We start from the raw sequence: 13199 nt of genomic DNA on the forward strand, positions 1-13199 counted from the left end.
TGACGGCAAGCCGGGGAGTTTGTCGCTTAATATATCAGCGCTCGGCGAACACCACGGTACGCGCCGCCAGCACCAGGCAATCGGTGAGCTCCGGCGAGGAGAACTTGGTGAGGATGGCATTGGCTCCGGCCTGGGTTGCCTTCTCGCTGCTCATGGCGCTGTCCAACGAGGTATGCAGCAGCACGTACAGGTGCTGAAAGTCGGGGGTTTCGCGCAGGGTACGGGTGAAGGCATAGCCGTCCATTTCGCTCATTTCGATGTCGGAAACGATCACGTTGATTTCCTGCGCGGTGCCTTGTAGTTCCAGCAGCACGTTGATGGCGTCCTTGGCACTGCGCGCGGTGTGGCATTCAACGCCAAGGTTGCGCAGGGTGTGCACCGACTGCTGCAGGGCCACGTTGCTGTCATCCACCACCAGGATGTTGGTGGCAGCCAGTAGGCTGGCGTCTTCTTCGCTTAATGTGCCGTGATGGGGCTCGGCCACGGGTGGGGCGATGGCGTGGATGACTTTTTCGATGTCCAGCACCTGCACCAGGGTGTTGTCGACCCGGGTCACGCCGGTGATGAACGAGCGGTTGCCCGAGCCATAGGGCGGCGGTTTGATGTCGGTGCTCAGGCAGTGCACGATGCGGCTGACTGCCTGCACATGCAGGCCCTGGCGCGAGCGGCTGATCTCGGTGACGATCAGGCAGCCGCCGGCGGGGTCGGCCAGCGGCCGTTCGCCGATGGCGCGGGACAGGTCGATGACCGACAGCGAGTGGCCGCGCAAGGTCGCCACGCCTTTCACGTTGGGGTGCGATTCAGGCAGCTTGGTCAGCGGCGGGCAGGGAATGATTTCGCTGACCTTGAGCAGGTTGATTGCCATCAACTTGCCGCTGCGCAGGGTGAACAGCAGCAGGGACAGCGAGTCCGCGCGGGCATTTTGCGTGGCCATGGTGACCTTCGTCGGGAACAGGGGGTAACCGGTTATCGGCCTGTTTCACTCGGGCTTTAGCGAGGCGGGGATTCTGCGCTTGCTGTGCAGCCCCCTCACCACTCAGCGCAGCCCCAGCCGCCGCGCCAGGCGGCTAAGGTTGGCGCGGTCCAGGCCCAACTCGCGGGCCGCTGCCGCCCAGTTTTCCTGGTGCCGTTGCAGGCAGGCTTCTATCACTTGGCGTTGGTAGAGATCGATGGCCTCACGCAGCCCGCCTTCGGGCAGCACTACCGCCGGCAATGGCACGGTCGGGGAGGGCGGGGTGCCCGGCAGTGTTGTTACGCGCAGGTCCAGGTCGGCGGCCTCCAGGGTGAGGATGCGCGGCCGATCGGGGTGCTGGCCCAGCGCCTTGAGCGCCGAGCGGCCAATCAAATGTTCCAGCTCACGCACGTTGCCCGGCCAGCCATAGGCCAGTAGCGCGGCCTGGGCATCGCTGCTCAGGCGCAGGCTGTTCAAACCCAGGCGAGAACGATTTTGTTCGAGGAAATAGCCGGCTAATAGCAGCACATCACGCCCCCGTTCGCGCAGCGGCGGTACGTGCAGTGGGTACACGCTGAGGCGGTGATAGAAGTCGGCGCGGAAGTTGCCCGTGCGTACTTCCTCCGCCAAGTCGCGGTTGGTGGCGGCGATCAGGCGCACGTCCACCCGGTGTTCGCGGTCCGAGCCCAGGCGCTGCAGCTGGCCGCTCTGCAGCACGCGCAACAACTTGGCCTGTACGGCCAGTGGCAATTCACCCACTTCGTCGAGGAACAGCGTGCCGCCGTTGGCCAGCTCGAACTTGCCCCGGCGCTCGCCATGGGCGCCAGTGAACGCGCCGCGCACATGGCCGAACAGTTCGCTTTCCACCAAGGTGTCGGGCAGCGCAGCACAGTTGAGGCTGACCAGCGGTTTGTCGGCACGGTTGCTGGCCTGATGCAGAGCCAGGGCCACCAGTTCCTTGCCGACGCCGGTTTCGCCGGTGATCAGCACGGTCAGGTCGCTGCCACCGACCAGGCGAATTTCCTCAACCAGGCGCTTGTGCGCCGGGCTCTGGCCTATCAGCTCTTTATCCTGGCCGCTGGCCTGCCGGTAAATTTCGGCGCGGTGGTGCTCGTCTTCGGCACGCAGGGCCAGGTGCTCGATGCGCTCGGCCACGGTGACGGTGGCGGCAGCCAGGCTGGCGAAGGCTTGCAAGGCACCCAACTCCAGGCTCTGGAACTGCCCCGGGGTGAGGGCATCGAGCGTGACCAGGCCCCAAGGGCGTTCATCGACCATCAATGGGCAGCCCATGCAGTCGTGTACTTCCAGGCTGGCATCGGGTGCGTTGACCAGGCCGTCGTAAGGGTCGGGCAGTTCGGAGTCGCTGGCGAAGCGGGTGGGCTCTGGGCGGCTGAGCAATATTTGAAAGCGCGGATGCTCGCTGACTCGAAAGCGCCGCCCCAGGGTATCGGGGCTCAGGCCGTCCACCGCCAGCGGTACCAACCACTCACCGTCCAGGCGCAGCAGCGCGGCGGCATCGCAGGGCAGCAGCCTACGCATGGCTTGCAACAGGCGACGGTAGCGTTCCTGGTCGGGCAAGTCGCGGGACAGGTCGCTGACCAGGGGCAGCAAGGTGGTAAGCAGCGGCGTTGTGGTCATATAGACTCCTGTAAGTCGATTTGACTATACGCGCGGCGGGGTCGTTTTGACATGACCGGCGTCAACACCCTGATTTTACTGGCGATAAAAGTTGGCACGATTGCTGTAATAGCAAGCGCAGTCATTTGAAGCCATAGGCTCAGGAGTTGTTGCAATGCTCAATGCCGAACAACGTGCAATCATCAAAGCCACTGTGCCCCTGCTGGAAAGCGGCGGCGAAGCGCTGACCACTCACTTCTACAAAATGATGCTCAGTGAGTACCCAGAAGTGCGCCCGCTGTTCAACCAGGCCCACCAGGCCAGCGGCGACCAGCCGCGAGCCCTGGCCAATGGCGTGCTGATGTATGCCCGTCACATCGACCAGCTGGAGCAGCTGGGCGGCTTGGTTGGCCAGATCATCAATAAGCACGTTGCCCTGCAGATTTTGCCGGAGCACTACCCGATCGTCGGCAGCTGCCTGCTGCGCGCCATCGAAGAAGTGCTGGGCAAGGACATTGCCACCCCCGCCGTGATCGACGCTTGGGGTGCCGCCTACGGGCAACTGGCCGACATCCTGATCGGTGCAGAAGAAAACCTCTATAAAGAGAAGGAAGAGGCCGAAGGCGGCTGGCGCGGCACCCGCGAATTCCGCCTGGTACGCCGTGAGCAGGAAAGCAGCGAGATCGTCTCGTTCTACTTCGCCCCGGTGGATGGTAAAGCGGTGCTCAAGGCCGAGCCAGGCCAGTACATCGGCCTGAAGCTTGACATCGACGGTGCCGAGCAGCGTCGCAACTATTCCTTGTCTTCGCTGTGCGATGGCAAGGAGTACCGCATCAGTGTCAAGCGCGAGGAGGGCGGTAAGGTCTCCAACTACCTGCACGATCAGTTGGCAGTGGGCGATACCTTGCAACTGTTCCCGCCGGCGGGTGATTTCACCCTGGCTGCCAGCGACAAACCGCTGGTGCTGATTAGCGGTGGCGTGGGCATTACCCCGACCCTGGCGATGCTGCAGGCAGCGCTGCAGACCCAGCGCGAGGTGCATTTCATTCACTGCGCGCGTAACGGTGCCGTGCATGCCTTCCGTGACTGGATCGACGGCTTGGCCGCGCGTCACCCGCAGCTCAAGCGCTTCTACTGCTATGCCGAGCTGGAAGGTGGCGCCGCAGCCGATGCCGTGGGCCTGCTGAGCGAGGACCTGTTGGCCGAATGGCTGCCACAAGCGCGTGACGTGGACGCCTACTTCCTCGGGCCCAAGGGCTTCATGGCGGCGGTCAAGCGCCAGCTGAAGGGCCTGGGTGTGCCAGAGAAGCAGAGCCGCTACGAGTTCTTCGGGCCAGCGGCTGCACTGGAGTGATGTAGCGTCTGTACTGGCCTCTTCGCGGGCAAGCCCGCTCCTACAGGCATGCCCCCAGAGGCTTTTGTAGGAGCGGGCTTGCCCGCGAAGAGGCCGCTACAGGCTCACAGCATCTTCATCCCAGCCGCTGGCAAGCCAGCTCCCTTGCAGCAGTGCTCCCGCCCGTGGGTAATCGAGAACGAAACGGTCGATCGCATTCGCCGCCTGGGGGCTGTCTTGCCAGCGGCTGGGCCGCACCTGACTTTCCTGCCTCTATATAAGGAGAGTTGAAAGCGGCTGTGCTGCGTTCAACGTTAATCCTCCTTTAATCACGGTATCCTTCACTCCCGGGTGTCGAGGGGCTTGCCCCTGCGCGGCACTCGGGCAGCCGTTTTTTGCCGCCTGCGGTTGAACCGACGTCGTTACGGCCGGTCTCAGCCACACCGGATAGCCCTCGCAGTGCAGTCACGCCGCTTCCTCGGCACGCTCAAAGGCCCTGCCCAGCGTGTAGACTTGCGCCCAGGCAGGCGGACCCGCAGCCACTATCCATCGAAGGAACCGGCAATGAACGAACAAACATCGCGCCTGAATCGGGAACGGCGCTTCCTAGTGCTGTTAGGCCTGATCTGCCTCTCGTTGATCGGGGGCGCCCTCTACATGCAGGTGGTGCTGGGTGAGGCACCGTGCCCGTTGTGCATCCTGCAGCGCTACGCGCTGTTGTTCATTGCGCTGTTCGCCTTCCTCGCCGCCGCGATGCCCGGGCGCCGCAGCCTGACTTTCTTCGAGGCCCTGGTGGTGCTCAGCGCCATTGGCGGAATCGTTGCGGCCGGCAACCATGTGTATATACTCGCCAACCCCATGGTCAGTTGCGGTATCGATACCCTGCAGCCGATCGTTGACGACCTGCCGCTGGCCAAGCTGTGGCCGCTGGCGTTCCAGGTCGACGGCTTCTGCAGCACACCGTACCCGCCGATCCTCGGCCTGTCGCTGGCGCAATGGGCGCTTGTGGCGTTTGTGCTGACCGCTGTCCTGGTTCCGCTCGGGATTTACCGCAACCGACGCCAGGCTTAGACAAAAGTCCCGAATTACGTCGGGTCTTTTACGCCGCATGAGAAGAGCGAAAAGTTGCTCCCCGCTTGATCCAGATCAACCCAGAGGCCTTGCAGAATGCGGCTTTGGCGCCTAACAAGCGGGGTGCGACAAACTGTCGCGAAGTTGAATTATTGGGTGCTATTGTTGCGTAATCTGTAAAAGACTGTTGCTCAATAAGTCATAGTCAAGGGTTGGCGACCTATCTACAATCGCCCCCAATTTCCGTTCGGCACTGCTTGCGAGTCGCAGGATTGAAGGAAGCCCCAGCGCTCCTTTTTGCTGACTTCGTCAAGTTTCGCCCAACGGCGATACCGGGCGGACCCCCCTCCGCGTTTTCCCGCACCAAATGGACTTGGTCTGAAGTACAGGCCTGTTGCCTACGAAACCATAAGCACCGCTAACCCGCTTGACGCCAAGGTCCTGCAGTCGGACCCAGGCAGGAGCGAGTACGGGCGCGAAATGCCTCACTTGGCAGGACGAAGTGTTGGCTACCAAAACACAAATTGCATTGAAGCAAGCTGATCTAGAGGTCGTGAGATGAGTAAAAAGCGTTACCCCAGACTGTTTGGCATATTGCCCTTTTTAGGCATGCTTTTACTCAGTGGGTGCAACTGGACCCTGCTCGACCCGAAGGGCCAGGTCGGCATTGAGCAAAAGAACCTGATCCTGATCGCAACCGGCTTGATGCTGCTGGTGGTGATTCCGGTCATCATCATGACCCTGGCGTTCGCCTGGAAGTACCGTGCTTCCAACAAGGCAGCCACCTACACCCCTGACTGGTCGCACTCGACCAAGATCGAGGCCGCGGTGTGGATCATCCCGATCCTGATCATCATTGCCCTGGGTTACGTCACCTACAAGTCCACCCACAAGCTGGACCCATACCGTCCGCTGGATTCGGACGTCAAGCCGATTCAGATCGACGTGGTCGCACTGGACTGGAAGTGGCTGTTCATCTACCCAGAACAGGGCATTGCCACCGTCAACAAGATCAACTTCCCGGCCAATACCCCGGTGAACTTCCGCGTCACCTCCGACGCCGTGATGAACTCGTTCTTCATCCCGGGCCTGGGTGGGCAGATCTACGCGATGGCCGGCATGACCACCAAGCTGCACCTGATCGCCAACGAGAACGGTGTGTTTGACGGTATCAGCGCCAACTACAGCGGTGCTGGTTTCACCGGCATGAAATTCAAGGCTACTGCCACTTCCCAGGCCGACTTCGATGCATGGGTCGCCGAGGTCAAGCAGTCGCCGTTGAAACTGGGCAAAGCCGAGTACGAAGCTCTGGCCAAGCCTAGCGAATACAACCCAGTCGCGCTGTACAGCGAGGCGCCAGCAGAGCTGTTCCAGTCCATCGTCGACAAGTACGAAGGCATGAACCGCGGCAAGCCGGTCCACGAAGAAGCAGGCAGCAAAGATCTGGCCACCACCAAGGGTGTGGAATCGAGTATGCAACCAGCTGCCGGTGCAGAGGAGTAAGAGATGTTCGGTAAACTAAGCCTGGAGGCGATACCCTATCACGAGCCGATAGTCATGGTGACGCTTGCCATGATCGCGCTCGGCGGTATCGCTGTCGTCGGTCTTATCACCTATTTCCGCAAGTGGACCTACTTGTGGAGCGAGTGGCTGACTACTGTCGACCACAAAAAGATCGGCGTGATGTACATCATCGTCGCGATGGTCATGCTGCTGCGCGGCTTTGCCGACGCCATCATGATGCGTACCCAGCTGGCTGCCGCTACCGGTGGCTCCGAAGGCTACCTGCCGCCTGAACACTATGACCAGATCTTCACCGCTCACGGTGTGATCATGATCATCTTCATGGCGATGCCGTTCTTCACCGGCCTGATGAACCTGGCGGTTCCTCTGCAGATCGGTGCACGTGACGTTGCCTTCCCGTTCCTGAACTCCCTGAGCTTCTACCTGCTGCTGGCAGGCGTGCTGCTGGTCAACATCTCGCTGGGCGTTGGTGAATTCGCCAAGACCGGCTGGGTTGCCTATCCGCCGCTCGCGGGCATTCAGTACAGCCCTGGGGTGGGTGTCGACTACTACATCTGGGCGCTACAGCTATCCGGATTGGGTACGACGCTTACCGGTGTGAACTTCCTCGTCACCGTGATGAAGATGCGCGCACCTGGCATGAAGCTGATGGACATGCCGATCTTCACCTGGACCTGCACCTGGGCCAACGTACTGATCGTTGCTTCGTTCCCGATTCTGACTGCTGCACTCGCACTGCTGACTGTTGACCGTTATCTGGACTTCCACATTTTCACCAACGAGCTTGGTGGGAACCCGATGATGTACGTCAACCTGTTCTGGGCGTGGGGTCACCCTGAGGTTTACATCCTGATCCTGCCGGCCTTCGGCGTGTTCTCGGAAGTAACTTCGACGTTCTCTGGCAAACGCCTGTTCGGCCACCACTCGATGATCTACGCATCGGGCGCGATCGCCATCCTCGGCTTTGCGGTTTGGCTGCACCACTTCTTCACCATGGGCGCCGGCGCCAGCGTCAACACCTTCTTCGGCTTGGCGACGATGCTGATCTCCATCCCGACCGGTGTGAAGCTGTTCAACTGGCTGTTCACCATGTACCAAGGCCGCGTGCGCTTCACCGCGCCGATGCTCTGGACCCTGGGCTTCATGGTCACCTTCTCCATCGGTGGCATGACCGGCGTACTGCTGGCCGTTCCGGGTGCTGACTTCGTCCTGCACAACAGCCTGTTCGTCATTGCGCACTTCCACAACGTGATCATCGGTGGCGCGGTATTCGGCTACATCGCCGGTTTCGCCTTCTGGTTCCCGAAAGCCTTCGGCTTCACCCTGAACGAGAAGTGGGGCAAAGCTGCCTTCTGGTTCTGGCTGTCGGGCTTCTACGTTGCGTTCATGCCGCTGTACGCCCTGGGCTTCATGGGCATGACCCGTCGTCTGAACCACTCCGACAACCCACTGTGGGAACCCTACCTGTACGTAGCCGTTGTCGGCGCCGTGCTGATCCTGTTCGGTATCGCTTGCCAGCTGATCCAGATCTTCGTTTCGGTCCGCGACCGCAACCAGAACCTGGACGTGACCGGCGACCCATGGGGTGGCCGTACTCTGGAATGGTCGACTTCTTCGCCACCTCCGTTCTACAACTTCGCTCACATGCCTGAGAAAGTTGGCCTGGACTGCTGGCACGAAGCCAAGGAAGCAGGCGTTGCGTACAAGGCCCCGGCCAAGTACGAAGCCATCCACATGCCGAGCAACACCGCTACCGGTCTGTTCATGGGCCTGTTCCTGACCGTCTTCGGCTTCGCCTTCATCTGGCACATCTGGTGGCTGGTGGGTGCGAGCCTGGTTGCAACCATCGCTGTCTTCGTTCGCCACGCTGCCCGTGACGACCAGGGCTACATGGTTCCGGCCGAAGAAGTGGCGCGCATCGAAGGCGAGCGTATGAAAGCGCTGGCCAAAGCAGGTGCTCTGCCTGCCGGCGCACGTGTCGAATCGTTTGAGCGGGTGTAATCAATGTCCAGTCAAGTAATGCACGGCGCTGCTCATGGTCACGACCATGGGCATGACGACCACCACCACGACTCGGGCCAGATGACCGTACTCGGTTTCTGGCTGTACCTGATGACCGACTGCATCCTGTTTGCGTCGCTCTTCGCTACCTACGCGGTGCTGTCCGGCAGTTTTGCCGGCGGCCCGTCGGGTCATGACATCTTCCAGCTCGATTTCGTAGCTGTTGAAACGCTGTTCCTGTTGCTGTCCTCGATCACCTTCGGCTTCGCCATGCTGAAGATGTTCGATGGCAAGAAAGCGGGCGTACTGGGCTGGTTGGCTGTGACCTTCCTGTTCGGTGCAGGCTTCATCGCGATGGAAATCTATGAATTCCATCACCTGATCACTGAGGGCTTCGGCCCGCAGCGCAGTGGCTTCCTGTCGGCGTTCTTCGCGCTGGTAGGTACCCACGGTCTGCACGTGACCGCCGGCCTGATCTGGATGGCAATCATGATGTACCAGATCAATAAGCACGGCATCACGCCGACCGCCAAGACCCGCATGAGCTGCCTGAGCCTGTTCTGGCACTTCCTGGACGTGGTCTGGATCTGCGTATTCACCGTCGTTTACCTGCTGGGGGTTCTGTAATGGCTAACGCACACGACACTCATCACGAAGGTAATCACGGCAGCGTCAAGTCGTACATGATCGGCTTTGTACTGTCGATCATCCTGACCGCGATCCCGTTCGGCCTGGCGATGACCGCCAGCCTGCCGAAGAACCTGACCGTTCTGATCATTGTTGCCATGGCCGTGATCCAGGTAGTCGTACACCTGGTGTACTTCCTGCACATGGACCGCTCGAAAGAGCAACGCAACAACGTGTCGACGTTCCTGTTCACCGTCCTGGTTATTGCACTGCTGGTCGGCCTGTCGCTGTGGATCATGTTCAACATCCACATCGAAATGATGGCCAAGTGAGGTAAGACTGCATGTCCGTTAAGCACTTTATCCAAATCACCAAACCGGGGATCATTTTCGGTAACGTGCTTTCCGTGGCAGGCGGATTCTTCCTTGCCGCGAAGGGCCATGTGGATTTCGCCTTGTTCCTGGCGGTGGTAGTGGGTACTTCTTTGGTGGTGGCGTCCGGTTGTGTGTTCAACAACTGCATCGACCGCGACATCGACCTGAAGATGGAGCGCACTAAAAACCGCGTCATGGTCCAGGGCGGCATGTCGCTGCCCCTCGCGCTGATTTACGCCACCCTGCTTGGGGTGGCGGGTTTCAGCCTGCTGTATGTCCAGGCCAACCCGCTGTCGGCGTTCTGTGCGCTGATCGGCTTCATCGTCTACGTCGGTTTCTACAGCCTGTGGCTGAAGCGTAAATCGGTGCACGGCACCTTGGTCGGCAGCCTGTCGGGTGCCATGCCTCCGGTGATCGGCTACTGCGCCGTGAGCAACAGCTTCGACCTGGCTGCGGTCACCCTGCTGGTGATGTTCAGCCTGTGGCAGATGCCGCACAGCTTTGCCATCGCCATCTTCCGCTTCAAGGATTACAGCGCTGCCAACATTCCGGTGTTGCCAGTGGCTCGCGGTATCCTCGCGGCGAAGAAGCAGATCGTGCTTTACGTGCTGGCCTTCGTGCTCGCGACCCTGATGCTTACCCTCGGCGGTTACGCCGGCCTCGGCTACCTGGCCGTGGCAGCAGCCATGGGCCTGTACTGGCTGTACATGGCCTGGGGTGGCTACAAGGCCGAGGACGACAGCAAGTGGGCCCGCAAGGTGTTCGGCTTCTCCATCCTCACCGTTACTGCCCTGAGCGTGATGATGGGTGTGGACAGCCAGACCGCTGCCGACGTGCTGATGACTTACGCCCGCTGAAATTGCTGCCTGTTTCACGAAAACCCCGGCCATGTGCCGGGGTTTTTTATTGGCTTTTTTCCTGCGCGGGCCTATTCGCGGGCTTTGAATGTGGTGCGGTGCTTGTAGGAGCGGGTTTACCCGCGAAGAAGCCAGGCCTGAAAACATAAATATCGGATTTTCAAAAAATAGATCTGAAAAAATCTAATAAAACAGGAAATCATCCTTTACAAGCGTGCTGTTTCGGCACTATCTTCTGAATCAGGCCGCCACATCGGCCAGCGTCGCTCGGACGGTTCCGGGCGCTTACGTATTCAGAGGAAGCCATGGCCAACCCAGGTTCGCCGCGCCGCTTTGCGCGCATCGATCGTCTCCCCCCTTACGTCTTCAACATCACTGCCGAGCTCAAGATGGCTGCCCGCCGCCGTGGCGAGGACATCATCGACCTGAGCATGGGCAACCCCGATGGCGCCACCCCGCCGCACATCGTCGAGAAGCTGGTGCAGGTTGCCCAGCGTGAAGACACCCACGGCTACTCCACCTCGCGCGGTATCCCGCGCCTGCGCCGGGCCATCTCCAACTGGTACAAAGAGCGCTACGAGGTCGACATCGACCCGGAAAACGAAGCCATCGTTACCATCGGCTCGAAGGAAGGCCTGGCACACCTGATGCTGGCTACCCTGGACCAAGGCGACACGGTACTGGTGCCCAACCCCAGCTACCCGATCCATATCTACGGTGCGGTGATCGCCGGTGCCCAGGTGCGTTCGGTGCCGCTGGTGCCGGGTGTGGACTTCTTCAATGAACTGGAGCGGGCCATTCGCGAGTCGATCCCCAAGCCGAAGATGATGATTCTTGGCTTCCCGTCCAACCCCACCGCGCAGTGCGTGGAGCTGGACTTCTTCGAGCGCGTGGTGGCGCTGGCCAAGCAATATGGCGTGCTGGTGATTCACGATCTGGCTTATGCGGACATCGTCTACGACGGTTGGAAAGCCCCGTCGATCATGCAGGTGCCAGGCGCCAAGGACATCGCGGTGGAGTTCTTCACCCTCTCCAAAAGCTACAACATGGCTGGCTGGCGAATCGGTTTCATGGTCGGCAACCCCGAGCTGGTCAGTGCCTTGGCGCGAATCAAGAGCTACCACGACTACGGCACCTTCACCCCGCTGCAGGTGGCGGCCATTGCTGCGCTGGAAGGCGACCAGCAGTGCGTGCGCGACATTGCCGAGCAGTACCGCCAGCGGCGTAACTTGCTGGTGAAAGGGCTGCACGAGCTGGGCTGGATGGTCGAGAACCCCAAGGCGTCGATGTACGTGTGGGCGAAGATCCCGCCGGAGTACGCGCACCTAGGCTCGCTGGAGTTTTCCAAGAAGCTGCTGGCCGAAGCCAAGGTGTGTGTATCGCCAGGGATCGGCTTTGGTGACTATGGCGATGACCATGTGCGCTTTGCCCTGATCGAGAACCAGGACCGCATCCGCCAGGCCATTCGCGGGATCCGGCAGATGTTCCGGGCTGACGGGTTAGCCCGCAAGTAAGCCATTGGGCCGCTCCCGCAGGCATCGCCAGATCTCCTGTAGGAGCGGCCGTTGTGTCGCGAGGGGCTGCAAAGCAGCCCCTGACGCACAACGGCGAGCTTTCCGCCTGCATCCCACCGATTTACCTACCTATCTTCTGCACTCATTTCTCACCACAGAGACCCACGAATGAGTGTCTTCACTGCCTATTTCTGTGGCACCGGTTCCCACCGTTTCGACGACGCCAACCCCAACTTCTGGAATGGTGAACTGGTCTCGACTTTGGCCTGCAACGACCAAGGCCGCGAGTTTGCTCACTGGATCGCCGTCGACGGCCCCGGCAGCGGCAACCTTCAGGATGACCAGCTGTTCGTCGAGCCGGGTGGCTACTTCAACTGGAGCGGCCAGTTGTTCGGTCGCGGTTGGGAGGAGAACGTCAACCACGTGCTGCGGGTGATCAAAGGGCAAAGCAGCTGGCAGCGCACTCGGCTGAACGAAGAAGAATACCAGCGCCTTAAAAGCGCCGGCGTACCTATTCCAGACGCAACTTCTTCAGCCTCTTGGTTCTGGCGCACCTACGACTACGGCGAGCGCCACCCAGCCCCGCAAGAACTGCAAGAGCAGGTCATAAACCTGTTCCGCAAACCGCGCCTGCCGACCCAGGTCAACCTGGTGGGTTGGAGCCGGGGAGGGATCAGCTGCCACATGCTGGCCAATGCCATGGCGCAAGATCCCGAATTGCAGGGGGTACCGGTGAACATCTTTGCGATCGACCCGGTGCCCGGTGTCGGCAACCTGCAAAGCGAGCGGGTATCCCTGGCTAGCAACGTCCGCGAATATGTCGGTTTCTACTCGCGGGACGAACGCTCGAGGGGCTTTGCCTGTGTGGTTCCGTCGTTCGCACCTGGCACGCGGGTTTGCCTCTACCCTATGCCGGGTCGCCATGCCACGCTGGTGGGCAACGCCTCGGTCGATGGTGCGGGCGACGGCAAGGTGCTGGTGGAGCCGGGGTTGATCGTTCGGCATTTTGCCGAAGTGTGCCTGGCCCGCTGGGGGGTGCAGCTGGACCAATGCCTGGGCCTGGACGACAGCCAGTTGATGGCCCATCACTTGGCCATGGCCGATGCCGAAGATCGCTACCAGGCCATGCGCAGCGAGTCCTATACCGTACTCACCGAGGGCGAGATGGATGATCGGCTGGTGCATTGCGGCGAGGCTCGCACGAATTTCAGCAAGGTGTGCGGTGAGGGTTATGACCCGCGCGAGGGCCTGGGCCTGCAGCGCTGGGATGCCACTACCTACAAGCCATTGTGCTAAGCGCAACGGGCGGTCGGCAAAGGCGCTGGCTGC

The 13199-nt window shown here is 60.8% G+C and carries 11 protein-coding genes; 9 read left to right on the plus strand and 2 right to left on the minus strand.

The genetic code is table 11. The annotated features are described in order from the left end of the window. Window positions 1-34: 34 nt before the first annotated feature. Together DV532_RS04220 and norR are read right to left on the minus strand one after the other, a co-directional pair. Window positions 35-934 carry a chemotaxis protein gene (locus DV532_RS04220; protein ID WP_056795682.1) on the minus strand — a complete coding sequence of 300 codons (900 nt, stop codon included), beginning with the start codon at window positions 932-934 and terminating at the stop codon, window positions 35-37. A gap of 102 nt (window positions 935-1036) precedes the next feature. Continuing rightward, window positions 1037-2590, minus strand: coding sequence for a nitric oxide reductase transcriptional regulator NorR (norR, locus tag DV532_RS04225; RefSeq protein ID WP_056795685.1), 1554 nt, complete (start codon window positions 2588-2590; stop codon window positions 1037-1039). 154 nt (window positions 2591-2744) lie between these two features. On the opposite strand from norR, the gene hmpA reads away from it, so the two are divergent. From hmpA to DV532_RS04275, 9 genes are all read left to right on the plus strand, one after another. Next, entirely contained in the window at window positions 2745-3923 is a 1179-nt protein-coding gene (gene hmpA / locus DV532_RS04230; protein WP_056795689.1) for an NO-inducible flavohemoprotein, read from the plus strand. Between the two features lie 543 nt (window positions 3924-4466). Next, window positions 4467-4973, plus strand: coding sequence for a disulfide bond formation protein B (locus DV532_RS04235; RefSeq protein WP_056795695.1), 507 nt, complete (start codon window positions 4467-4469; stop codon window positions 4971-4973). 558 nt (window positions 4974-5531) lie between these two features. Further along, entirely contained in the window at window positions 5532-6476 is a 945-nt protein-coding gene (gene cyoA, locus DV532_RS04245; protein WP_056795698.1) for a ubiquinol oxidase subunit II, read from the plus strand. A 3-nt stretch (window positions 6477-6479) separates the two neighbouring features. Further along, window positions 6480-8498 carry a cytochrome o ubiquinol oxidase subunit I gene (gene cyoB, locus DV532_RS04250; RefSeq protein WP_003248603.1) on the plus strand — a complete coding sequence of 673 codons (2019 nt, stop codon included), beginning with the start codon at window positions 6480-6482 and terminating at the stop codon, window positions 8496-8498. Window positions 8499-8501: 3 nt separating this feature from the next. After that, window positions 8502-9125, plus strand: a complete 624-nt coding sequence (gene cyoC, locus DV532_RS04255) for a cytochrome o ubiquinol oxidase subunit III (protein ID WP_056795701.1) — start codon at window positions 8502-8504, stop codon at window positions 9123-9125. After that, a complete protein-coding gene (cyoD, locus tag DV532_RS04260; RefSeq protein WP_056795704.1) occupies window positions 9125-9457 on the plus strand; it encodes a cytochrome o ubiquinol oxidase subunit IV in 333 nt (110 codons plus the stop codon). The genes cyoC and cyoD overlap by 1 nt, the downstream gene beginning before the upstream one ends. Before the next feature lie 11 nt (window positions 9458-9468). Further along, complete coding sequence (gene cyoE / locus DV532_RS04265) at window positions 9469-10356, plus strand: heme o synthase (RefSeq protein WP_056795706.1); 888 nt, start codon at window positions 9469-9471, stop codon at window positions 10354-10356. Window positions 10357-10661: 305 nt separating this feature from the next. Next, window positions 10662-11870: an alanine transaminase gene (gene alaC, locus DV532_RS04270; RefSeq protein ID WP_056795709.1), complete on the plus strand. Its 1209-nt coding sequence runs from the start codon at window positions 10662-10664 to the stop codon at window positions 11868-11870. Window positions 11871-12038: 168 nt separating this feature from the next. Beyond that, window positions 12039-13166, plus strand: coding sequence for a hypothetical protein (locus tag DV532_RS04275; protein WP_056795711.1), 1128 nt, complete (start codon window positions 12039-12041; stop codon window positions 13164-13166). Window positions 13167-13199: the final 33 nt, after the last annotated feature.

Origin of the sequence: Pseudomonas sp. Leaf58 (assembly GCF_003627215.1) — a bacterium.
In the GTDB taxonomy this organism is placed as follows: domain Bacteria; phylum Pseudomonadota; class Gammaproteobacteria; order Pseudomonadales; family Pseudomonadaceae; genus Aquipseudomonas.

Bases quoted from the DNA above. Each gene is read 5' to 3' on its own strand.
- cyoA (WP_056795698.1), top strand. From the start codon at position 5,532: ATGAGTAAAAAGCGTTACCCCAGACTGTTTGGCATATTGCCCTTTTTA.
- alaC (WP_056795709.1), top strand. From the start codon at position 10,662: ATGGCCAACCCAGGTTCGCCGCGCCGCTTTGCGCGCATCGATCGTCTC.
- DV532_RS04275 (WP_056795711.1), top strand. From the start codon at position 12,039: ATGAGTGTCTTCACTGCCTATTTCTGTGGCACCGGTTCCCACCGTTTC.
- cyoC (WP_056795701.1), top strand. From the start codon at position 8,502: ATGTCCAGTCAAGTAATGCACGGCGCTGCTCATGGTCACGACCATGGG.
- hmpA (WP_056795689.1), top strand. From the start codon at position 2,745: ATGCTCAATGCCGAACAACGTGCAATCATCAAAGCCACTGTGCCCCTG.
- cyoD (WP_056795704.1), top strand. From the start codon at position 9,125: ATGGCTAACGCACACGACACTCATCACGAAGGTAATCACGGCAGCGTC.
- norR (WP_056795685.1), bottom strand. From the start codon at position 2,590: ATGACCACAACGCCGCTGCTTACCACCTTGCTGCCCCTGGTCAGCGAC.
- DV532_RS04235 (WP_056795695.1), top strand. From the start codon at position 4,467: ATGAACGAACAAACATCGCGCCTGAATCGGGAACGGCGCTTCCTAGTG.
- DV532_RS04220 (WP_056795682.1), bottom strand. From the start codon at position 934: ATGGCCACGCAAAATGCCCGCGCGGACTCGCTGTCCCTGCTGCTGTTC.
- cyoE (WP_056795706.1), top strand. From the start codon at position 9,469: ATGTCCGTTAAGCACTTTATCCAAATCACCAAACCGGGGATCATTTTC.
- cyoB (WP_003248603.1), top strand. From the start codon at position 6,480: ATGTTCGGTAAACTAAGCCTGGAGGCGATACCCTATCACGAGCCGATA.